The 20,621-nt window shown below is 61.5% G+C and carries 21 protein-coding genes; 19 read left to right on the forward strand and 2 right to left on the reverse strand.

The features are described from left to right. Nucleotides 1-20 precede the first annotated feature (20 nt). The 8 genes from AD663_RS07285 (at nucleotide 21) to AD663_RS07320 (ending at nucleotide 7,083) form a co-directional block, all read left to right on the forward strand. Nucleotides 21-206, forward strand: a complete 186-nt coding sequence (locus tag AD663_RS07285; RefSeq protein ID WP_003179363.1) for a Trm112 family protein — start codon at nucleotides 21-23, stop codon at nucleotides 204-206. Next, nucleotides 203-967 carry a 3-deoxy-manno-octulosonate cytidylyltransferase gene (gene kdsB / locus AD663_RS07290; protein ID WP_003179365.1) on the forward strand — a complete coding sequence of 255 codons (765 nt, stop codon included), beginning with the start codon at nucleotides 203-205 and terminating at the stop codon, nucleotides 965-967. The genes AD663_RS07285 and kdsB overlap by 4 nt, the downstream gene beginning before the upstream one ends. Beyond that, the gene (locus tag AD663_RS07295) at nucleotides 967-1,431 is read left to right on the forward strand and encodes a low molecular weight protein-tyrosine-phosphatase (protein WP_003179367.1); all 465 of its coding nucleotides are present in this window, start codon (nucleotides 967-969) and stop codon (nucleotides 1,429-1,431) included. Before kdsB ends, AD663_RS07295 begins: the two co-directional genes overlap by 1 nt. Further along, nucleotides 1,428-2,447 carry a UDP-N-acetylmuramate dehydrogenase gene (gene murB / locus AD663_RS07300; RefSeq protein WP_003179369.1) on the forward strand — a complete coding sequence of 340 codons (1,020 nt, stop codon included), beginning with the start codon at nucleotides 1,428-1,430 and terminating at the stop codon, nucleotides 2,445-2,447. The genes AD663_RS07295 and murB overlap by 4 nt, the downstream gene beginning before the upstream one ends. A gap of 271 nt (nucleotides 2,448-2,718) precedes the next feature. Then, entirely contained in the window at nucleotides 2,719-3,189 is a 471-nt protein-coding gene (locus AD663_RS07305; protein ID WP_003179370.1) for a (2Fe-2S)-binding protein, read from the forward strand. Next, entirely contained in the window at nucleotides 3,186-5,501 is a 2,316-nt protein-coding gene (locus tag AD663_RS07310) for a xanthine dehydrogenase family protein molybdopterin-binding subunit (RefSeq protein WP_003179372.1), read from the forward strand. Before AD663_RS07305 ends, AD663_RS07310 begins: the two co-directional genes overlap by 4 nt. Next, nucleotides 5,501-6,472: an XdhC family protein gene (locus tag AD663_RS07315; RefSeq protein WP_003179374.1), complete on the forward strand. Its 972-nt coding sequence runs from the start codon at nucleotides 5,501-5,503 to the stop codon at nucleotides 6,470-6,472. The genes AD663_RS07310 and AD663_RS07315 overlap by 1 nt, the downstream gene beginning before the upstream one ends. Before the next feature lie 20 nt (nucleotides 6,473-6,492). After that, nucleotides 6,493-7,083 carry an NTP transferase domain-containing protein gene (locus AD663_RS07320; protein WP_003179375.1) on the forward strand — a complete coding sequence of 197 codons (591 nt, stop codon included), beginning with the start codon at nucleotides 6,493-6,495 and terminating at the stop codon, nucleotides 7,081-7,083. 107 nt (nucleotides 7,084-7,190) lie between these two features. On the opposite strand, the gene rne is transcribed toward AD663_RS07320, so the two are convergent. Then, the gene (gene rne / locus AD663_RS07325) at nucleotides 7,191-10,412 is read right to left on the reverse strand and encodes a ribonuclease E (protein WP_003179377.1); all 3,222 of its coding nucleotides are present in this window, start codon (nucleotides 10,410-10,412) and stop codon (nucleotides 7,191-7,193) included. Nucleotides 10,413-11,111: 699 nt separating this feature from the next. Here rne and rluC point away from each other — a divergent pair. From rluC to AD663_RS07340, 3 genes are read left to right on the forward strand one after another with little or no spacing between them, the layout of a single operon-like run. Beyond that, on the forward strand, nucleotides 11,112-12,068 hold the full coding sequence (gene rluC / locus AD663_RS07330) for a 23S rRNA pseudouridine(955/2504/2580) synthase RluC (protein ID WP_033046427.1): 957 nt from the start codon (nucleotides 11,112-11,114) through the stop codon (nucleotides 12,066-12,068). Beyond that, nucleotides 12,058-12,720: an HAD-IIIA family hydrolase gene (locus AD663_RS07335; RefSeq protein ID WP_003179381.1), complete on the forward strand. Its 663-nt coding sequence runs from the start codon at nucleotides 12,058-12,060 to the stop codon at nucleotides 12,718-12,720. The genes rluC and AD663_RS07335 overlap by 11 nt, the downstream gene beginning before the upstream one ends. 20 nt (nucleotides 12,721-12,740) lie before the next feature. Next, nucleotides 12,741-13,730: a S49 family peptidase gene (locus tag AD663_RS07340; RefSeq protein WP_003179382.1), complete on the forward strand. Its 990-nt coding sequence runs from the start codon at nucleotides 12,741-12,743 to the stop codon at nucleotides 13,728-13,730. A 50-nt stretch (nucleotides 13,731-13,780) separates the two neighbouring features. Here AD663_RS07340 and AD663_RS07345 read toward each other — a convergent pair whose 3' ends face one another. Beyond that, on the reverse strand, nucleotides 13,781-14,359 hold the full coding sequence (locus AD663_RS07345; RefSeq protein WP_003179384.1) for a nucleoside triphosphate pyrophosphatase: 579 nt from the start codon (nucleotides 14,357-14,359) through the stop codon (nucleotides 13,781-13,783). A 105-nt stretch (nucleotides 14,360-14,464) separates the two neighbouring features. Between AD663_RS07345 and AD663_RS07350 the strand changes: the two genes are divergently transcribed. From AD663_RS07350 to pabC, 8 genes are all read left to right on the forward strand, one after another. After that, nucleotides 14,465-14,992, forward strand: a complete 528-nt coding sequence (locus AD663_RS07350) for a YceD family protein (protein ID WP_003179389.1) — start codon at nucleotides 14,465-14,467, stop codon at nucleotides 14,990-14,992. Nucleotides 14,993-15,005: 13 nt separating this feature from the next. Next, complete coding sequence (gene rpmF / locus AD663_RS28225; protein ID WP_003179396.1) at nucleotides 15,006-15,188, forward strand: 50S ribosomal protein L32; 183 nt, start codon at nucleotides 15,006-15,008, stop codon at nucleotides 15,186-15,188. 4 nt (nucleotides 15,189-15,192) lie between these two features. Then, a complete protein-coding gene (gene plsX, locus AD663_RS07355; RefSeq protein WP_003179398.1) occupies nucleotides 15,193-16,203 on the forward strand; it encodes a phosphate acyltransferase PlsX in 1,011 nt (336 codons plus the stop codon). A 124-nt stretch (nucleotides 16,204-16,327) separates the two neighbouring features. Continuing rightward, a complete protein-coding gene (fabD, locus tag AD663_RS07360; RefSeq protein ID WP_003179400.1) occupies nucleotides 16,328-17,266 on the forward strand; it encodes an ACP S-malonyltransferase in 939 nt (312 codons plus the stop codon). A 15-nt stretch (nucleotides 17,267-17,281) separates the two neighbouring features. Further along, nucleotides 17,282-18,025: a 3-oxoacyl-ACP reductase FabG gene (gene fabG / locus AD663_RS07365; RefSeq protein ID WP_003179402.1), complete on the forward strand. Its 744-nt coding sequence runs from the start codon at nucleotides 17,282-17,284 to the stop codon at nucleotides 18,023-18,025. Between the two features lie 191 nt (nucleotides 18,026-18,216). After that, nucleotides 18,217-18,453 carry an acyl carrier protein gene (gene acpP / locus AD663_RS07370; protein ID WP_003175607.1) on the forward strand — a complete coding sequence of 79 codons (237 nt, stop codon included), beginning with the start codon at nucleotides 18,217-18,219 and terminating at the stop codon, nucleotides 18,451-18,453. Nucleotides 18,454-18,561: 108 nt separating this feature from the next. Continuing rightward, nucleotides 18,562-19,806, forward strand: a complete 1,245-nt coding sequence (gene fabF / locus AD663_RS07375) for a beta-ketoacyl-ACP synthase II (protein ID WP_003179403.1) — start codon at nucleotides 18,562-18,564, stop codon at nucleotides 19,804-19,806. Then, nucleotides 19,806-20,621 carry an aminodeoxychorismate lyase gene (gene pabC, locus AD663_RS07380; RefSeq protein ID WP_003179405.1) on the forward strand — a complete coding sequence of 272 codons (816 nt, stop codon included), beginning with the start codon at nucleotides 19,806-19,808 and terminating at the stop codon, nucleotides 20,619-20,621. The genes fabF and pabC overlap by 1 nt, the downstream gene beginning before the upstream one ends.

Below are 20,621 nucleotides of genomic sequence, written 5' to 3' on the forward strand. Positions count from 1 at the left end.
CTTTTATCCAGGGGACTTCCATGGACACCAAACTGCTCGATATTCTGGCCTGCCCTGTCTGCAAAGGCCCGCTCAAACTCAGCGCCGACAAGACCGAACTGATCAGCAAGGGCGCGGGCCTGGCCTATCCGATCCGTGATGGCATCCCGGTGATGCTCGAAAGCGAAGCCCGCACCCTGACCACCGACGAGCGCCTGGATAAATGACCACAGCCTTTACCGTCGTCATTCCGTCGCGCTTCGCTTCGACGCGCCTGCCCGGCAAGCCGTTGCTGGTGATCGCCGGCAAGCCGATGATCCAGCACGTCTGGGAACAGGCCAGCAAAAGCAGCGCCCAGCGTGTGGTGGTGGCAACGGACGATGCGCGCATCGTCGAGGCTTGCAAAGGCTTTGGCGCCGAGGTCGTGTTGACTCGCGAAGACCATAATTCCGGCACCGATCGCCTGGCCGAGGTCGCCGCAAAGCTGGGCCTGGCGCCTGACGCCATCGTGGTCAATGTGCAGGGTGACGAACCGCTGATCCCGCCGAGCGTGATTGATCAGGTCGCCGCCAACCTCGCCGCCCACACCGAAGCGCGCATGGCGACCCTGGCCGAGCCGATCGAGGATGTGCAGACCCTGTTCAACCCCAACGTGGTGAAGGTGGTCAGCGACCTCAACGGCCTGGCCTTGACCTTCAGCCGTGCAACGTTGCCCTGGGCGCGGGATGCATTCGCCCAAAGCCGCGACGTGATGCCCGAAGGCGTACCGTACCGCCGCCACATCGGCATCTATGCCTACCGTGCCGGTTTCCTCCAGGACTTCGTCGCCTGGGGGCCGTGCTGGCTGGAAAACACCGAATCCCTGGAACAGCTGCGTGCCCTGTGGCACGGCGTGCGCATCCATGTGGCCGATGCATTGATCGCCCCGCCGACTGGCGTCGATACCCCTGAAGACCTTGAGCGCGTTCGTCGCTTGCTGGAGGCCTGATGCGGGTTCTGTTCGTCTGCCTCGGCAACATCTGCCGCTCGCCCACCGCCGAAGCCATCCTGCGACAAAAGTTGCGCGAGGCTGGGTTGGAGGGGCAGGTGGAAGTCGCTTCCGCCGGCACCGGTGACTGGCACGTGGGCAAGGCGCCGGACAAGCGCAGCCAGGCGGCCGCATTAAATCGGGGTTACGACTTGTCGGCCCAGCGCGCGCAGCAGGTGACCCGCGCCGACTTCGCCACCTACGACCTGATCCTGGCGATGGACAGCAGCAACCTGCGCAACCTCAAGGCCCTGCAACCAGCGAATGGCAAGGCCGAGCTGGACCTGTTCCTGCGGCGCTATGAAGCCGAGCTCGATGACGTGCCGGACCCGTATTACGACGGCGAGCAGGGCTTCGAGCAAGTACTGGACTTGATCGAACACGCTACGGATCGCCTGGTGATCGAATTGAAGGGCCGCTTATGACTTTGCAGGTACAGGCGGGCGCCAGTCTCAAGCCCTTCAACAGCTTCGGTGTGGACGTGAAGGCCCGGCTGTTCGCCGAAGCCCACGGCGATGATGATGTTCGCGAAGCGCTGGCCTATGCCGATGAACATGCGGTGCCGCTGCTGGTGATCGGCGGCGGCAGCAACCTGCTGCTGACCGGCGATATCGATGCGTTGGTGTTGCGCATGGCCAGCAAAGGGATTCGCCTGCTCAGCGACGACGGCGAACGGGTGATAATCGAGGCCGAAGCAGGGGAGCCCTGGCATCCTTTCGTCCAGCACACGCTGGCGCAGGGTTGGTCGGGACTGGAAAATCTCAGCCTGATCCCCGGAACCGTGGGCGCGGCACCCATGCAAAACATCGGCGCCTACGGTGTTGAGATCAAGGACGTCTTCGCCGGCCTCACGGCCCTCGACCGTCAAACCGGTGAATTACGTGAGTTCACCCTCGAAGAATGCGCGTTCGCCTATCGCGATAGCCTGTTCAAACAGCAAGCCGGCCGCTGGTTGATCCTGCGGGTGCGCTTCGCCCTCAGTCGCGCCGCGCACCTGCACCTGGAATACGGCCCGGTCCGCCAACGATTGAGCGAACAGGGTATCGAGCAGGCGACGCCCACTGATGTCAGCCAAGCCATTTGCAGCATTCGCAGCGAGAAACTCCCGGATCCGGCCGTGTTGGGCAATGCCGGCAGCTTCTTCAAGAACCCGTTGGTGCCGGCCAGCCTGGTGGCGCAACTCAAGCTGCAATACCCGGACCTGGTGGCTTATCCACAGCCTGAGGGGAAGATGAAAATCGCCGCCGGCTGGCTGATCGAGCGCGCCGGCTGGAAGGGTTTTCGCGACGGGGATGCCGGGGTGCATAAGTTGCAGGCGTTGGTGCTGGTCAACTATGGCAATGCCACTGGCCCGCAACTGTTGGATTTGGCCCTGCGCATTCAGAAAGACATTGCCGAACGGTTTCAGGTCGAGCTGGAAATGGAACCCAATCGGTACTGAGCCGCGCTTGCGCACCCGCTTGAAAAAAACGCCCTGCGCACCCTGCATACATTCATTCGTGCAGGATTGTGCAGGGCGTTTTGCTTGATCCTGGGTTAATTTAGCCGCCTAACGATGCGAACATAATCGCATCTTGAAGGCCCGGTGCAGACGCCTATGGACGTGTGCATAAGAGAGCCCGATCAGCCTGAGCCAGTCTGCGACTACCGAACCGTCAACCAAGCGGCAGATTGCTCGACCCCATAACTCGATCCTCTATGCGGGCGTGCCCATGATTACCCTGAAACTCAATGGAAAAGACCATCAACTGGATGTGACCGAGGACATGCCGCTGCTGTGGGCGATTCGCGATGTGGCCGGCTACAACGGTACTAAGTTCGGCTGCGGCATGGGCCTGTGCGGCGCGTGCACGATTCATATCGACGGTGCCCCGGCGCGCAGTTGCATTACGCCGATCGGCTCGGTGAAAGGGCAGGACATCAGCACCATCGATGCGCTTCACGCCGACCCGGTCGGGCAAATCGTCCAGAAAGCCTGGCTCGATACAGCGGTGGCGCAGTGCGGTTACTGCCAGGGCGGGCAGATCATGTCCGCGACCGCCTTGCTCAAGACCAACCCCAACCCGAGCGACGAGCAGATCGAAGAAGCCATGGTGGGCAATATCTGCCGCTGCGGCACCTATAACCGGATCAAGATCGCGATCCGCCAAGCCTCGACTCACCTGAAGGAGGCCAAGGCATGAGCCGCTTGCCCAATGATTTCGTCCTTAGCAACCTCAGCCGTCGTGGCTTCCTCAAAGGCGCGAGCGCCACGGGTGTGCTGGTCCTGGCCGCGAGCTGGGGCTTGCCGGATGCCTTTGCCGAGGAAAAGAAATACGGCGCCGAGGGCATGCCCCACGGCGCGGTCGACGATCCCAAGGTGTACGTGAGCATTGCCACCGACGGCAGCGTGACGGTGATTTGCAACCGTTCGGAAATGGGCCAGGGCGTGCGCACCAGCCTGAGCATGGTGGTGGCCGATGAGCTGGAAGCGGATTGGGCGTTGGTGAAGGTGCAGCAAGCGCCGGCTGATGAAGCGCGCTTCGGCAACCAGGACACCGACGGTTCGCGCAGCATGCGTCACTGGTACGAGCCGATGCGCCGCTGCGGCGCCGCCGCCCGGAGCATGTTGGAGCAGGCCGCCGCAGCGCAGTGGAACGTTCCGGTGGGCGAATGCCGGGCTCAGTTGCATAAAGTGGTGCACCAGCCTTCCGGTCGCGAACTGGCTTACGGCGCCTTGGCTACCGCTGCCAGTGCCTTGCCAGTGCCGGCCCGCGACAGCTTGCGCCTCAAGCAACCCGCTGACTTTCGCTACATCGGCAAGGAAGCGACCCGGGCCGTCGACGGTGCGGATATCGTCAACGGTCGCGCGGTGTTCGGTGCCGATGTGCATTTCGAAGGCATGCTCTACGCCGTCATCGCACGTCCGCCGGTCTACGGTGGCAAGGTCAAGACCGTGGACAGCAGCGCGGCGCTGAAAGTACCGGGCGTGGTCAAGGTGGTGCAGATCGAAGGTCGGCCGTTGCCGTCGGAGTTCCAGCCCCTGGGCGGCGTGGCGGTGCTGGCAAAAAATACCTGGGCAGCGATCAAGGGCCGCGAAGCGCTGAAAATCGAGTGGGATGACGGCCCGAACGCCGGTTATGACTCGATTGCCTATCGCAAGGAATTGGAAGCGGCCGCCCTCAAACCCGGCAAAGTCCTGCGCAATACCGGCGACCTCGATGACGCGTTGGCCAAGGCCGATTCGAGCCTGGAAGCGACGTACTACCTGCCGCACCTGTCGCAATCGCCGATGGAACCGATGGTCGCCGTCGCCCGGTTCAAGGATGGCCAGTGCGAAGCCTGGGCGCCGAGCCAGGCCCCTCAGGTGACCCGCGAGCGCATCGCCGAACGCCTGGGCATCGCTTTCGACAAGGTCACGGTGAATATCACGCTGCTGGGCGGAGGTTTCGGGCGCAAATCCAAGCCTGATTTCGTCGTCGAAGCGGCGGTGCTGGCCAAGGAGTTTCCAGGCCAGGCGATACGGGTGCAATGGACCCGCGAGGACGACATCCATCACTCGTATTTCCACACCGTGTCGGCCGAATACCTGAAGGCCGGCCTGAACCAGGACGGGATGCCATCCGGCTGGTTGCATCGCACCGTCGCCCCGAGCATCACGGCGTTGTTCGCACCGGGCATGACCCACGAAGCCCCGTTCGAAGTGGGCATGGGCTTGACCAACATGGCATACGCCATCCCCAACCTGCGCCTGGAAAACCCCGAAGCGGTGGCTCACACGCGGGTGGGCTGGTACCGCTCGGTGTCGAACATTCCCCACGGTTTCGCGATTCAGAGTTTCATCGACGAATTGGCCCACAAGGCCGGTCAGGATCCGCTGAAGTATCACGTCAAATTGCTCGGCCCGGATCGTAAGATCGATCCGCGTACCTTGAGCGAAGAATGGAACTACGGTGAATCCCCCGAGCGTTATCCCATCGATACGGCGCGGATTCGTGTCGTGCTGGAAACGGCCGCCAAGGCCGCCGGTTGGGGTCGGCAGTTGCCCAAGGGTCGAGGGTTGGGCTTGGCTGTGCATTACAGTTTCGTCACTTACGTCGCGGCAGCGATTGAAGTGGAGGTCAAGGACGATGGCACGGTGATCGTGCACAAGGCGGACATTGCGGTGGACTGCGGGCCACAGATCAACCCTGAGCGCATCCGTTCGCAGTTCGAAGGGGCCTGCGTCATGGGCTTGGGTAACGCGATGGTGGGTGAAATAAGCTTCAAGGATGGCAAGGTCCAGCAAGACAACTTCCACATGTATGAGGTGGCGCGCATGTCCCTGGCACCCAAGGAAGTGGCCGTGCATCTGGTCACTCCTCCGGGCGAAGTGCCTTTGGGCGGCGTCGGCGAACCCGGCGTGCCGCCGATCGCGCCGGCGCTGTGCAACGCGATTTTCGCCGCCACCGGCAAACGCATCCGTAACCTGCCTGTGCGCTATCAGCTGCAAGGCTGGCAACAGGCCAAGGCCTGATGGACAGCGTCGATCTGAACGTCTTGCGCAGCGTGCTCCAGTGGCGTCGCGCCGGGCAGCGGGTGGTGTTGTTCACCGTGGTCCAGACCTGGGGCACCGCGCCCAGGCCACCGGGGGCGATGTTGGCCCTGCGCGAGGATGGCGTGGTGATTGGCTCGGTGTCGGGCGGTTGTGTCGAGGACGACCTGATCGCCCGGCTGCACGACGGTCGTATCCCGGCGGACGGTCCGCCGGTGCAACTGATCACATACGGCGTCACGCGCGAAGAGGCGGCGCGTTTCGGCTTGCCGTGCGGCGGCACCCTGCGGCTCACCGAGGAGAGAGTAGGCGACCCGCAATGGGTCGCCGAACTGCTGGACCGCTGCGAAGCCCACGAGATTGTTGCCCGTGAACTGACGGTTGCCAGCGGTGACGTGGTCTTGACTCCGGCCAGCAAAACCGACGCCCTGGTGTTCGATGGCAAGGTCTTGCGGGCCATTTACGGCCCACGCTGGCGACTTCTGCTGATCGGCGCCGGGCAGTTGTCGCGGTATGTGGCGGAAATGGCCCGGTTGCTGGATTTCGAGGTGTTGATCTGCGATCCGCGCAAGGAATTTGTCTATGGTTGGGAAGAGCAGCATGGTCGCTTCGTCTCAGGTATGCCTGACGAAGCGGTATTGAGCATCCAGACCGACGAGCGCACAGCCATTGTCGCCCTGACCCACGATCCGCGCTTGGACGACATGGCGCTGCTCACGGCGCTGGATTCCAGGGCTTTTTATGTCGGCGCCCTGGGGTCGCGGGTCAATAGCCAGAAGCGACGGGAAAACCTGGCTCAGCTAGGCTTGTCGGCAGGGGCCATCGAACGACTGCATGGGCCGATTGGCCTGCACATCGGCAGCCACACACCGGCGGAAATCGCCTTGTCGTTGCTGGCCGAAATCGTGGCGATCAAAAATGGTGTGGAACTGCGGCAGAAAAAGTCGTTGTAGGTCGCAGGCAAGGAGGGTGTATGGGAAAGTCGATTGGCGTGATCATCCTCGCGGCCGGATCGGGCAGCCGTTTCCGCCAAGTGGCAGGGGCTGGCAAGGATAAGCTGCTGGCCGATTGCACGGGACGTGACGGCGCTGTCCGGTCGGTGCTCGAGCATGTGCTGGTGAATTTACCTGCATCCCTGGAAAAGCGCGTGCTGGTGACAAGCACGGATCGTCCGCAAGCCATCCGCATGGCCCAGGCCTATGGATGTGATTATGTGGAGCTGGACTCGCCCGGCTTGGGAGACAGCATTGCCGCTGGCGTCCAGGCCTGCCCTGATCTCGATGGCTGGCTGATGGTATTGGGCGATATGCCATTTATCCTGCCGTCGAGCATCGATCAAGTGGCGGCGGGGATTCACGGGGACGGTATCAGCGTGCCGGTCCTTGCAGGTGAGTATGGGCATCCGGTGGGCTTTGGCAGTGGATTTGCGTCGAAACTGATGGCGTTGACCGGGGATCGTGGCGCCAAGGCGTTGTTTGCCGGGGCGCAAGTGGTCGAAGTGCCGGTGGACGACCCTGGGGTCACCTGGGATGTTGATGTGCCAGAGGCATTGGCCTTCAAATAACAGCCGATGCAGATGCCCGCTCCCACAGAGTTAAGTGGATAAGTCGTGAGGCATAAAAAAGCCCCGCCTGGCATGAACCAGGCGGGGCTTTTTACTGGGCGATGGAATCAGGCGTGAGGTTTAGGCTCGTGCTCTTTTTCCAGGGCTTCAGTGTGACGCGGTGCGACTTCTTCTACGGCGTGTCGAGGTTCGTCGATCACCGGAGCCGATTCAACCGGGGTTGGTTCGGCGGCGGTTTCGGCGACTGGAGCAGGCGCCGCTTCGACGACTTCGACGATCGGAGCGGGCTCGGCAGCAGGCGCTTGAGCGGCGTCAGCGGCAGCTTGTTCGGCTTCCTTCTGCAGGCGCTCGGCTTCACGCTTGCGACGGCGAACTTCACGTGGATCGTTCGGCGCACGACCGTTCTCGGTCAGGGCGCTGGCAGGTGCAGGCTCTTGCACCGGGGCCGGTGCTTCGGCAACCACAGGCGCTTCAACCACTGGAGCCGGCGCGACTGCTTCTGGCTCGACCGCTTTCACGGGTTCTGGCGTCGGCTCTGGCTCAACGACCGGCGCCGGTGCGGCTGGCTCGGCATGCCAGTTGAACGCGGTCTGCTCCTCGCGAACAGGTTCTGGTGCTTTTTCCTCAGCTGGTGCTTCGACGACCGGTTCGGCGGCAGCCACCGGTTGCTCGGCGACTGGTGCGGGCTCGGCAGTCACTTCAGCTTCAGGCTGGGCTTCAAGTGCCGGTGCAAGTTCCACTTCCGGCGAAGCCGTGGCTTCTACCGGGGTGGTGGCTTCGACCACAGGCGCTTCGACAGCCGGCGCGCTTTCCACGGCTGCGGTGGCGCGTTCGGCTTGTTCGTGAGCCTGGGCTTCGGCCGGAGCGCTGATGGCGCTGCTGGCAACGGCTGCGGTCACGGCCAGGCCTGCGGCAAGGTCGGCGGCGCTTGGCGCTTCGGCGTTCTCGGCGGATTCGGACTCTTCCGAACCCTCGATCACGTTGCCGTTGGCGTCACGTTGACGTTCACGACGGTTGCTGCGACGACGCTGGCCACGGGAGCGGCGACGTGGACGATCACCTTCGGCGCTGTCCTGGCCGTCTTCCTGCAGTTGCTCTTCGGCGCTCAACACTTCTTCTTCGCTGGCTGCGGCGGCTGCCTGCTCGGCGCGTGGCTGACGTTCTTCACGTGGAGGACGCGGTGCACGTTCTTCACGAGGCTGGCGGGCCGGACGTTCTTCAGCGGTAGCTGCGGTAGCTGCGGCGGCAACGGCTGGGGCAGCATCCAGTGGCTCGCGCAGTTCGCGGACACGTTCTTCACGCTCGCCACGTGGCTTGCGGTCTTCACGAGGGGCGCGTGGCTGACGTTCTTCACGCGGCGCACGCGGTGCGCGTTCTTCGCGGGCTACGGCTGGCGCTTCCTCACGGGCTTCGCGAGGCTGGCGCTCTTCACGCGGCTCGCGTGGTGCGCGTTCTTCACGTGGAGCACGTTCTTCGCGCGGCTTGCGTTCTTCGTCACGGCGACCGTTACGGTTGCGGGTCTGCTGGCGACCGTTGCGGCGCTCCTCGTTGCGGGCAGGGCGCTCGGTAGCGGCTGGCTTGGCGACGACGGCGGGGGCTGCGGGCTCTTCCTTGGTGGCAAACAGGCTGACCAGGGACTTCACCAGGCCTTTGAACAGGCTTGGTTCTGGTGCGGCGGCCGGAGCGGCAACCGGAGCGGCGACTTCGGTCGGAACCGGAGCGTTGGCGCGGGCAGGTGCAGTCTTGACCGCTGCTTCCTGGCGAACCAGGGTGCGGGTGGCGGCGGCAGCTGGCTGGACTTCTTCCACTTCGGCAGCGGCCGCGGCGATTTCGTAGCTGGACTGGTTGGTGTGGGCTTCCGGGCTGTCATCGCGCAGGCGCTGCACTTCGAAGTGCGGCGTCTCGAGATGATCGTTCGGCAGGATGACGATGCGGGCCCGGGTGCGCAGTTCGATCTTGGTGATCGAGTTGCGTTTTTCGTTGAGCAGGAACGCGGCCACCGGGATCGGCACCTGGGCGCGAACTTCGGCGGTACGGTCTTTCAGGGCTTCTTCTTCGATCAGGCGCAGGATCGCCAGGGACAGCGACTCGACGTCACGAATGATCCCGGTGCCGTTGCAACGCGGGCAGACGATGCCGCTGCTTTCGCCCAGGGATGGACGCAGGCGCTGACGGGACATTTCCAGCAGGCCGAAGCGCGAGATGCGGCCGACCTGTACGCGGGCGCGGTCGGCTTCCAGGCATTCGCGGACTTTTTCTTCCACGGCGCGCTGGTTTTTGGCCGGGGTCATGTCGATGAAGTCGATGACGATCAGGCCGCCGATGTCGCGCAGGCGCAACTGACGGGCGATCTCTTCGGCCGCTTCAAGGTTGGTCTGCAGGGCGGTTTCTTCGATGTCGCTGCCTTTGGTGGCGCGGGCCGAGTTGATGTCGATGGACACCAGCGCTTCGGTCGGATCGATGACGATGGAGCCGCCGGAAGGCAATTCGACGACGCGCTGGAAGGCGGTCTCGATCTGGCTTTCGATCTGGAAGCGGTTGAACAGTGGGACGCTGTCTTCGTAGAGCTTGATCTTGCTGGCGTACTGCGGCATCACCTGGCGAATGAAGGTCAGGGCTTCGTCCTGGGCTTCGACGCTGTCGATCAGCACTTCGCCGATGTCCTGGCGCAGGTAGTCGCGGATGGCGCGGATGATCACGTTGCTTTCCTGGTAGATCAGGAATGGCGCGGAGCGATCCAGCGAAGCTTCTTTGATGGCGGTCCACAGTTGCAGCAGGTAATCGAGGTCCCACTGCATTTCTTCGCTGCTGCGGCCAAGGCCGGCGGTGCGAACGATCAGGCCCATGTCGGCGGGTGCAACCAGGCCGTTCAGGGCTTCACGCAGTTCATTGCGCTCTTCGCCTTCGATGCGACGGGAGATGCCGCCGGCACGCGGGTTGTTCGGCATCAGGACCAGGTAGCGGCCGGCCAGGCTGATGAAAGTGGTCAGGGCTGCGCCCTTGTTGCCACGTTCTTCTTTTTCGACCTGGACGATGACTTCCTGGCCTTCGCTCAGGACGTCCTTGATGTTGACGCGGCCTTCAGGGGCCTTCTTGAAGTATTCGCGGGAGATTTCTTTGAGGGGCAGGAAGCCGTGGCGCTCGGAGCCGAAATCGACAAAGGCAGCCTCAAGGCTTGGTTCGATGCGAGTAATCCGGCCTTTATAGATGTTGGCCTTCTTCTGCTCGCGTGCACCGGATTCGATATCCAGGTCGTAGAGGCGCTGGCCGTCTACCAGTGCAACACGCAACTCTTCGGGTTGAGTTGCGTTAATCAGCATTCTTTTCATGTAGTACCGTCGGTTTCCGGGCTGCCGGAAACGGCGTGCGGCACACACGACTTCTCACGGTCGGTGTCAGGTGCGTCATGGAAGTGGCGAGGCCACTCCAGTGTCCAGCGAGTTCGACCCAATGATGGCGAAGTCGCGACGGACGCGTCCTGCTTGCTGGTACTCAAGCACTCAGTCAGGAGGAGGAATCAACCGGCGTCTGTGGACGAGATGAAGCGTCTAAATATAAGCCTAGTGCTACACAGTCCGACGGTTGTACATCTCCACCCTACACGTATCCCTGATAATTCGGGTGCTGCCGCGCGCAGAATCCGCAGCGGGTTGGCATTTACCGTGAGCTCCGAAAGGGGAGGTCACGCATCATGGCTAATTTAGGCGTTGTTTCCGAAGCTCTCGCTCGGGGTCGTTCGCAACTGACTGCACTTTGTGAACTGGCCGTGAATGTGGCGCGCGAGGCGAGTCAAAACTCTGCTTCGCGGCGTATTTCAGGCCTCATGTCACCTGCGCTCGTTACACCTGCAAACTCTACCGTTACGTAGCGAAAGCCCCGTAGGACGGCCTCTCGTCCTCGTGAATTGCGTTGGTCAGGGCCGGTTTTTGGCCGTTGGTCCGCTGTCCAGCCACTTTTGGCGGCGTTCGCGACTATAGCAGCAATGATTAAGTGCTTCAATTCCATAAAAAATTGTTATGATCGCCGCCATGACAACTACTGCCCCTTCGACCCCTGGCGTTCAACTGCTCGAGGTCTTGCCGGAATATGCCGGCCAACGAATCGATAATTTCCTTCTGGCCCGACTCAAAGGTGTGCCCAAGACCTTGATCTACCGCATTTTGCGCAAAGGCGAAGTGCGGGTGAACAAAGGTCGGATCAAGCCCGAATACAAGCTCCAGGCGGGCGACATCGTGCGCGTGCCGCCGGTTCGCGTGCCTGAGCGCGATGAGCCGGTCCCTTTGGCCCAAGGCCTGTTACAGCGTCTCGAAGCCTCCATTGTCTACGAAGACAAGGCGCTGATTGTGATCAACAAGCCCGCAGGCATTGCGGTTCATGGCGGCAGCGGCTTGAATTTCGGTGTCATCGAGGCCTTTCGTCAGTTGCGTCCCGATGCCAAGGAGTTGGAGTTGGTCCATCGCCTGGATCGCGACACCTCCGGCCTGCTGATGATCGCCAAGAAACGCAGCATGCTGCGCCACCTGCACGAGCAATTGCGCGGCGATGGTGTGGACAAGCGCTACATGGCGCTGGTGAGAGGCCGGTGGGATACCTCCATCAAGCAAGTCCGCGCGCCGTTGCTCAAGAGCAACCTGCGGTCCGGCGAGCGCATGGTGGAGGTAAACGAAGAGGGCAAGGAGGCGCTGACCGTCTTCAAGGTGCTGCGCCGCTTCGACGACTTCGCCACCTTGATCGAGGCCAAGCCGGTCACCGGCCGTACGCACCAGATTCGCGTCCATACGTTGCACGCCGGGCATTGCATTGCCGGTGACAGCAAATACGGCGATGACGATTTCACCAAGGAAATCCGCGACCTGGGTGGCAAGCGCCTGTTCCTGCATGCCTATATGCTAACCGTGCCGCTGCCTGATGGTGGCGAGCTGAAATTGCAGGCTCCTGTCGATGACATGTGGGCCAAGACCGTGGAGCGGTTGAGTGCATCCTGATTACAAGCTGCTGATCTTCGATTGGGACGGCACTCTGGCAAACTCCATCGGTCGGATTGTGGATGCGATGCATGTCGCGTCGGATCGTTCGGGTTTGGCTCGGTGCGACGATTTTGCGGTCAAGGGCATCATCGGCTTGGGGCTGCCGGAAGCGATTCGCAGCCTGTATCCCGAGATCAGCGACGATGAACTGGTCGTTTTTCGCCAGCATTATGCCGACTGCTACATCGCGCTGGAGGCTGAGCCTTCGCCATTGTTCGAGGGTGTGGCAGATACCCTCCAGAGCCTGCGGGCCGACGGGTATCGGCTGGCGGTTGCCACCGGCAAGGCCCGGCGGGGGCTGGATCGGGTTTTGAAATCCCACGGTTGGGACGATTACTTCGATATCACCCGCGCTGCGGACGAAACGGCCAGCAAGCCGCATCCGCTGATGCTCGAGCAGATCCTTTCCCACTGCGGTATGCGGCCTGATCAGGCGCTGATGGTGGGGGACTCGTCCTTCGACCTGCAAATGGCGCGCAATGCCGGCATGGGGTCGGTGGCCGTGAGTTATGGTGCGCAGACGATCGAGGCGCTACAGGCGTTCGAGCCACGGCTGGCCATTGATCATTTTCCTGAATTGCACGCCTGGCTGAGCCAGCGGGCCAATTAAGTTTTGCTGGGGATTCACGCATGACCGACGAATGGAAAGCACCGGACAAGGCCAGTAACGGGAGCGGTGACGATAAAAGCTGGAAGCTGTTGGAAAAGACCTTGCTGGCCAGTGTCCAGGAGCAGCGTCGTTCCCGCCGTTGGGGCATTTTCTTCAAGTTGCTGACGTTTGTTTATCTTTTCGTCGCGCTGGCGCTGTTCACGCCGCTGATGAACATGGAGAAAAGCGCTGTCAGCGGATCGGCCTACACCGCATTGATCGATATCGAGGGGATGATCGCCGACAAGGAGCCTGCCAGTGCAGACAATATTGTCGGTAGCCTGCGGGCTGCTTTCGAGGATCCGAAGGTCAAGGGCGTAGTGCTGCGCATCAACAGCCCGGGGGGTAGTCCGGTGCAGTCGGGGTACGTCTATGACGAAATCGTTCGTCTGCGGGCGTTGCACCCGGAAACCAAGGTCTACGCGGTTATTTCCGATCTTGGCGCGTCCGGGGCGTATTACATCGCCAGCGCGGCGGACCAGATCTATGCGGACAAAGCCAGCCTGGTGGGCTCCATCGGTGTGACGGCGGCCGGCTATGGCTTTGTCGGGACAATGGAGAAGCTGGGGGTGGAGCGTCGGGTGTATACCTCTGGCGAGCACAAGTCTTTCCTTGATCCATTCCAGCCGCAAAAACCTGAAGAAACCGCGTTTTGGCAGGGCGTGCTCGATACCACCCACAGGCAGTTCATCGCCAGCGTGAAGAAAGGGCGGGGCGAGCGACTGAAAGACAAGGAGCATCCAGAGCTGTTCTCCGGGCTGGTCTGGTCGGGGGAGCAGGCGTTGCCCCTGGGGTTGGTCGATGGCCTGGGCAGTGCCAGTTCGGTGGCGCGGGATGTGATTGGCCAGAAGGATTTGGTGGACTTCACCATCGAAGAGTCCCCGTTTGATCGCTTCTCGAAAAAGCTGGGCGCCAGCATCGCTGAGCACCTGGCGATGTGGATGGGCTTCCAGGGGCCGGTGCTGCGTTGATCTGAAAGATTGCACCGATTCCCCGCCACAAAGGTGTGCAGGCCCACGCTTCAGGGGACTTGCACGCCCTCGGCCAGCAACATATCCACAAGACGAATCAAGGGCAGGCCCACCAGGCTGGTGGCGTCCGGCCCTTCGGTGCTCTGAAACAGGCTTACACCCAATCCCTCGGCCTTGAAGCTACCGGCGCAGTCGTAAGGTTGCTCGGCCCGCAGGTAGCGTTCGACGCGCTCCGGGTCCAGGGTGCGCATGTGGACGGTGAACGGAACGCAGTCGACCTGGCAGGTGCCGGTCTGGCTGTTGAGCAGCGCCAGGCCTGTCAGGAAGGTCACCCGAGTGCCGCTGGCAGCCAATAGTTGCTCGCGGGCATTGTCGAAGGTGTGAGGCTTGCCGAGGATGCGTTCGCCGAGCACGGCCACCTGGTCCGAACCGATAATCAGATGAGCTGGATGGTGGTCGGCCAGTGCCAAGGCTTTTTCCCGGGCCAGGCGTTTGACCAGTTCGATGGCGGGCTCGTCGGGGTGACGACTTTCGTCGATGTCCGGTGAGCTGCAGACGAATGGCAGCCCCAGGCGGGCAAGCAATTGGCGACGATAAATCGAGCTGGAAGCAAGTAATAAAGGCAGCATGGACATCTCCCAAGGGCAGGCGCGAATTCTAGCGAGGCGCGCAAGTGACGGACAGGGCTGAATTTCCTTTGACATGGCCGGGTGCATCCCTATAATGCTGCGCCTATGTTGAATGACCCGATTCCACCTCACGTTGACCCGCGCAAATTGGCTGACCGTGGCACCACCCTCAAAGGTGAACTGCTGCTGGCCGATTTGAAGAGACTCTGCGACCCGCTTTCCGACAATGTCGGGACGGTCCAGGCCAAATTCGTTTTTGAACGAGATGAACGTAAATCTGTGGTTATCCACAGCTTTATCGACACTGAAGTCAAAATGGTTTGCCAGCGTTGTCTTGAGCTGGTCACCCTGCCGATCCACAGCGAATGCAGTTATGCGGTGGTGAAGGAGGGTGCGAATACCCAGTCGTTGCCGAAAGGTTATGACGTGCTGGAACTGGGCGAAGATCCTTTGGATCTGCAGTCACTGATCGAGGAGGAGCTTCTGCTTGCCTTGCCCATTGTGCCTGCTCATCATCCGGAAGAATGCCAGCAGCCGGCGGGAGCAGATGAGCCCGAACCGAGCGAGGACGAGGTAACGCGGTCCAACCCGTTCAGTGTATTGGCGCAGTTAAAGCGTGACCCAAACGTTTAGGAGTTAATCAATTATGGCTGTTCAGCAGAACAAAAAATCCCGCTCTGCCCGTGACATGCGCCGTTCGCACGACGCTCTCGAGGCTAGCACCCTGTCTGTAGAAAAAACCACTGGTGAAGTTCACCTGCGTCACCACGTATCGCCAGAAGGCGTATACCGTGGCCGTAAAGTGATCGACAAGGGCGCTGACGAGTAAGCACTTGTCCGCTCAAGTCATCGCGATTGACGCAATGGGCGGGGACTTCGGTCCCCGCAGCATTGTTCAGGCCAGCCTTGCTTGCCTGAATGCTACGCCCTCGCTGCACCTGACCCTCGTCGGTCAACCCTCCATTCTCGAAGAAATGCTCAGCGGCCAATCGGCTGTGGATCGCACGCGCCTGACAATCACTCCGGCGTCCGAAATCATCACCATGGACGAAAAGCCGGCCCAGGCCCTGCGCAGCAAGCCTGATGCCTCGATGCGGGTGGCCCTCGAGCTGTTGCGCGATGGCAAGGTCCAGGCGTGTGTCAGTGCGGGCAATACCGGTGCGCTGATGGCGTTGTCGCGCTACGTGCTCAAGACCCTGCCGGGTATCGACCGGCCGGCGATGGTGGCGGCGATCCCCACCCAGCGCGGTTTTTGCCAGTTGCTCGACCTGGGCGCCAATGTCGATTGCAGCGCTGAACACCTGCTGCAATTTGCGGTGATGGGTTCGGTGGCGGCGCAAACCCTGGGCATCGTGCGCCCTCGCGTGGCCTTGCTGAATATCGGCACCGAAGACATCAAGGGCAATCAGCAGGTCAAGCTGGCCGCTACGCTGTTGCAGGCTGCGCCAGGTATCAATTACATCGGCTTCGTCGAAGGCGATGGTTTGTACCGTGGTGAAGCTGATGTGGTGGTGTGTGATGGCTTCGTCGGCAACATCCTGCTCAAGTCCAGCGAAGGCCTGGCGACCATGATCGGCCAGCGCATCGAGACGTTGTTCAGGCAAACCATCGCTTCGCGGGTGATCGGTGCCTTGGCGTTGCCGTTGATGCGTCGCTTGCAGGCAGACCTGGCGCCAGCGCGGCACAACGGGGCGAGCTTTCTCGGCCTGCAGGGTATTGTGATCAAGAGCCACGGTTCGGCGGGTGTGGAGGGTTTCCAGAGTGCGATCAATCGAGCGGTGATCGAGATCCAGGAGAACCTGCCCGAGCGCCTGCATGGCCGCCTCGAAGATTTGTTAACTTAGGCGTTTTCGTCCGACAATGCTTAAATGTGACCGGTCGGTTCAAGCCGCCATCCAACTGTCAGTTTCCTAGCGCCCCCCAGGGGCGTCAATTTTTGACGGCAAGATCATTAGGGGCTTTGTTTTCATGTCTGCTTCCCTCGCATTCGTCTTTCCAGGACAGGGCTCGCAGTCCCTCGGCATGCTGGCCGAGCTGGGCGCGCAATACCCGCTGATCCTCGAAACATTCAAAGAAGCTTCCGATGCCCTCGGTTACGACCTGTGGGCACTGACCCAGCAAGGGCCGGAAGAACAACTCAATCAAACCGACAAGACCCAACCGGCCATCCTGACCGCCTCGATTGCGCTTTGGCGCCTGTGGCTGGCCGAAGGTGGCGCACGCCCTGCGTTCGTCGCCGGCCATAGCCTGGGCGAATACAGCGCCTTGGTCGCCGCCGGCAGCCTGAACCTGGGTGACGCGGTGAAGCTGGTGGAGCGTCGCGGCCAGTTGATGCAGGAGGCCGTTCCGGCCGGGCAGGGCGGCATGGCTGCGATCCTCGGCCTGGAAGACGCCGATGTGCTGGCTGCGTGTGCCGAAGCGGCGCAGGGTGATGTGGTCAGCGCGGTGAACTTCAACTCCCCCGGCCAAGTGGTCATCGCCGGTGCCAAGGCCGCTGTCGAGCGCGCCATCGAAGGCTGCAAGGCTCGCGGTGCCAAGCGCGCCATGCCGCTGCCGGTCAGCGTGCCGTCGCACTGCGAACTGATGCGTCCGGCTGCCGAGCGCTTCGCCGAGTCCATCGCCGCCATCGACTGGCAGGCGCCGCAGATTCCCGTAGTGCAGAACGTCAGCGCCAATGTGGCGCCGGATCTTGAAACACTCAAGCGTGATCTGCTGGAACAGCTCTACAAGCCGGTTCGCTGGGTCGAATCGGTGCAAACCCTGGCTGCCAAGGGCGCGACTGAGCTGGTCGAATGCGGTCCGGGTAAAGTCCTTGCCGGCCTGAACAAGCGCTGCGCCGAAGGCGTATCGACTTCCAATCTCAACACCCGAGACGCTTTCGCTGCCGCTCGCGCAGCGCAGGCCTGAACAGGAGAAGCTTGCATGAGTCTGCAAGGTAAAGTTGCACTGGTGACCGGTGCAAGCCGTGGCATCGGCCAGGCCATTGCCCTGGAACTGGGTCGTCAAGGCGCCATTGTCGTAGGTACCGCGACTTCCGCTTCGGGCGCCGAGCGTATCGCTGCGACCTTGAAGGAAAACGGCATCCAAGGCACTGGCCTTGAGCTGAATGTCACCAGCGACCCATCTGTCGCGGCGGTGCTGGCGAGCATCCAGGAGCAGTTCGGCGCTCCGGCGATCCTGGTCAATAATGCCGGTATCACCCGCGATAACCTGATGATGCGCATGAAAGATGACGAATGGTTCGACGTGGTCGACACCAACCTGAACAGTCTGTACCGGCTGTCCAAGGGCGTTCTGCGCGGCATGACCAAGGCCCGTTGGGGACGAATTATCAGTATCGGCTCGGTTGTGGGTGCCATGGGCAACGCAGGCCAAGTAAACTATGCTGCGGCGAAAGCCGGTCTGGAAGGTTTTAGCCGCGCACTGGCACGTGAAGTGGGTTCGCGCTCGATTACGGTAAACTCGGTTGCACCGGGTTTCATCGACACCGACATGACCCGTGAGCTGCCGGAAGCACAGCGCGAAGCCTTGCTGACACAGATTCCGCTGGGTCGTCTGGGGCAAGCTCAAGAAATCGCGTCCGTGGTCGCTTTTCTTGCGTCGGACGGTGCGGCATACGTGACCGGGGCTACAATCCCGGTAAACGGCGGGATGTACATGAGTTAAATGTGACGGATTGCTTCAAAAAAATGTCATACGAGCTGTCTAAAATCCGTTATAAAGCTGCAATCAATTTATAGACGGCGGGCCGCAGGGTTTGAGGAGTGAAGCTTTCGGTTGAAAAACCGAAAAGTTCTTCTATACACTTACCCACTGGCCAGCTGCCTGAATTTGTCCATTAGGAGTGAAAACAAGGTATGAGCACCATCGAAGAGCGCGTCAAGAAAATCGTTGCCGAGCAACTGGGCGTTAAAGAAGAAGAAGTTGTGAACACCGCTTCCTTCGTTGAAGACCTGGGTGCCGACTCCCTTGACACCGTTGAGCTGGTGATGGCTCTGGAAGAGGAATTCGAAACCGAGATTCCTGACGAAGAAGCTGAAAAGATCACTACTGTACAAGCTGCTATCGACTACGTTACCAGCCACCAGGCGTAATCGTTTTTAGTCGTCGCTCGCTGTCATGGAAAAACCGCACTGCCGTTACGGCGTGCGGTTTTTTCTTTAGGCCTGATGCAAAGTCGTCATTAGAAAAAGGAGAGTGCTGTGTCGCGTAGACGCGTCGTAGTCACCGGTATGGGTATGTTGTCGCCACTGGGCACGGATGTGCCGAGCAGCTGGCAGGGCATTCTGGCTGGCCGCAGTGGCATTGGTCTGATCGAACACACCGACCTTTCTGCCTATTCCACCCGTTTTGGCGGCTCGGTAAAGGGCTTCAATGTCGAGGAATACCTGTCGGTCAAGGAAGCTCGCAAGCTTGACCTGTTCATCCAGTACGGCCTGGCTGCCGGTTTCCAGGCAGTACGTAACGCGGGTCTGGAAGTCACCGACGCCAACCGTGAACGCATCGGCGTGGCCATGGGTTCGGGTATTGGCGGCTTGACCAATATCGAAGAAACCAGCCGCACCCTGCACGATTCGGGGCCGCGGCGGATTTCTCCGTTCTTCGTGCCGGGCTCGATCATCAATATGATTTCCGGTTTCCTGTCCATCCACCTCGGTGCACAGGGGCCTAACTACGCCATTGCCACGGCTTGCACCACCGGGACCCACTGCATCGGCATGGCCGCGCGCAACATCATGTACGACGAAGCCGACGTGATGATCGCCGGTGGCGCCGAGATGGCAGCCTGCGGACTGGGCATGGGTGGCTTCGGCGCGTCCCGTGCGCTGTCGACCCGCAATGACGAGCCGGCCCGTGCGAGCCGACCATGGGACAAGGGACGCGATGGCTTCGTGCTGTCCGACGGCGCCGGTGCGTTGGTGCTCGAAGAGCTGGAGCACGCCAAGGCGCGCGGCGCGACCATCTATGCCGAGCTGATTGGCTTTGGCACCAGTGGCGACGCGTACCACATGACATCGCCTCCGGCCGATGGCGCCGGTGCTGCCCGTTGCATCGCCAATGCCTTGCGTGACGCGAAGCTCAATGGCGAGCAGGTGCAGTACATCAACGCCCATGGCACATCGACCCCGGCTGGCGACTTGGCCGAGGCCCAGGCGATCAAGACCGTGTTCGGCGAGCACGCCTATAAGCTGGCGATCAGCTCGACCAAGTCCATGACCGGTCACCTGCTGGGTGCGGCAGGGGCAGTCGAGGCGATCTTCAGCGTGCTGGCGATCAACAGCCAGACCGCGCCACCGACCATCAACCTCGATGAGCCGGACGAAGGCTGCGATCTGGACTTCGTGCCGCACACGGCCCGCAGCATGGACATCGACGTGGTGTTGTCCAATTCCTTCGGCTTCGGCGGGACCAACGGCTCGCTGGTGTTCCGCCGGTTCGCCGGTTGATGGAAAGCTGGGTCGACGGTCAGCCAGCCGACGTTCTGTCGCTGAAAGATCGCGGCCTGGCTTATGGCGATGGATTGTTTGAAACGATCCTCGTGCGCAATGGTAAGCCCGTTCTGCTGGATTCTCACCTGCACCGCCTGGCGCTGGGTTGCCGGCGCTTCGAAATCAATGTCGATTGGGTCGTGCTGAAGGGCGAGCTGCAGGCCTATGCGCAACATCTTGGCGACGGCGTGCTGAAACTGATCGTCACCCGGGGCGACAGCCTGCGCGGATATGCCGCTGATCCATCAGCCCCGGCCCGACGCATCCTGCAGGGCAGCCCTCCGGCGAAGTATCCTGTTGCTCACGCCGAGCAAGGCGTAAGCCTGTTTCCCTGCGCCGTGCGCCTGTCCGAGCAGCCCTTGCTCGCCGGCCTCAAGCACCTCAATCGCCTGGAGCAGGTGCTGGCCCGTGCCGAATGGACGGATGCGCAATACGCCGAAGGCTTGATGCTGGACACGTCCGGACGGGTGATCGAAGGCGTATTCAGCAACCTGTTTTTGGTGCGCGACGGCGTGTTGATCACGGCGGACCTGAGCCGCTGCGGCGTGGCCGGCGTGATGCGTGGGCAATTATTGTTTCAAGCCGAGTCCCATGGCATCGCCACGCACATCACCGACATTGGCCTCGAGCAGTTGCATCAGGCTGATGAAGTCTTTGTCTGCAACAGTGTCTATGGCGTGTGGCCAGTGCTCGCGTGTGGTTCGGCGCGCTGGTCGGCAGGGCCGCTCACCCGTAAACTGCAGACCCTTGCCCGCGCGCTATTGGATGCTTGA

The sequence above is a fragment of the Pseudomonas sp. Q12-87 genome, from assembly GCF_001269755.1.
GTDB lineage: Bacteria > Pseudomonadota > Gammaproteobacteria > Pseudomonadales > Pseudomonadaceae > Aquipseudomonas > Aquipseudomonas fluorescens_S.

Coding starts and splice junctions, on each gene's coding strand:
- fabG (WP_003179402.1), top strand. CDS start 17,282: ATGAGTCTGCAAGGTAAAGTTGCACTGGTGACCGGTGCAAGCCGTGGC.
- AD663_RS07305 (WP_003179370.1), top strand. CDS start 2,719: ATGATTACCCTGAAACTCAATGGAAAAGACCATCAACTGGATGTGACC.
- acpP (WP_003175607.1), top strand. CDS start 18,217: ATGAGCACCATCGAAGAGCGCGTCAAGAAAATCGTTGCCGAGCAACTG.
- AD663_RS07340 (WP_003179382.1), top strand. CDS start 12,741: ATGACCGACGAATGGAAAGCACCGGACAAGGCCAGTAACGGGAGCGGT.
- AD663_RS07350 (WP_003179389.1), top strand. CDS start 14,465: ATGTTGAATGACCCGATTCCACCTCACGTTGACCCGCGCAAATTGGCT.
- AD663_RS07320 (WP_003179375.1), top strand. CDS start 6,493: ATGGGAAAGTCGATTGGCGTGATCATCCTCGCGGCCGGATCGGGCAGC.
- rluC (WP_033046427.1), top strand. CDS start 11,112: ATGACAACTACTGCCCCTTCGACCCCTGGCGTTCAACTGCTCGAGGTC.
- AD663_RS07295 (WP_003179367.1), top strand. CDS start 967: ATGCGGGTTCTGTTCGTCTGCCTCGGCAACATCTGCCGCTCGCCCACC.
- fabD (WP_003179400.1), top strand. CDS start 16,328: ATGTCTGCTTCCCTCGCATTCGTCTTTCCAGGACAGGGCTCGCAGTCC.
- murB (WP_003179369.1), top strand. CDS start 1,428: ATGACTTTGCAGGTACAGGCGGGCGCCAGTCTCAAGCCCTTCAACAGC.
- AD663_RS07310 (WP_003179372.1), top strand. CDS start 3,186: ATGAGCCGCTTGCCCAATGATTTCGTCCTTAGCAACCTCAGCCGTCGT.
- AD663_RS07315 (WP_003179374.1), top strand. CDS start 5,501: ATGGACAGCGTCGATCTGAACGTCTTGCGCAGCGTGCTCCAGTGGCGT.
- rne (WP_003179377.1), bottom strand. CDS start 10,412: ATGAAAAGAATGCTGATTAACGCAACTCAACCCGAAGAGTTGCGTGTT.
- kdsB (WP_003179365.1), top strand. CDS start 203: ATGACCACAGCCTTTACCGTCGTCATTCCGTCGCGCTTCGCTTCGACG.
- pabC (WP_003179405.1), top strand. CDS start 19,806: ATGGAAAGCTGGGTCGACGGTCAGCCAGCCGACGTTCTGTCGCTGAAA.
- AD663_RS07345 (WP_003179384.1), bottom strand. CDS start 14,359: ATGCTGCCTTTATTACTTGCTTCCAGCTCGATTTATCGTCGCCAATTG.
- rpmF (WP_003179396.1), top strand. CDS start 15,006: ATGGCTGTTCAGCAGAACAAAAAATCCCGCTCTGCCCGTGACATGCGC.
- AD663_RS07285 (WP_003179363.1), top strand. CDS start 21: ATGGACACCAAACTGCTCGATATTCTGGCCTGCCCTGTCTGCAAAGGC.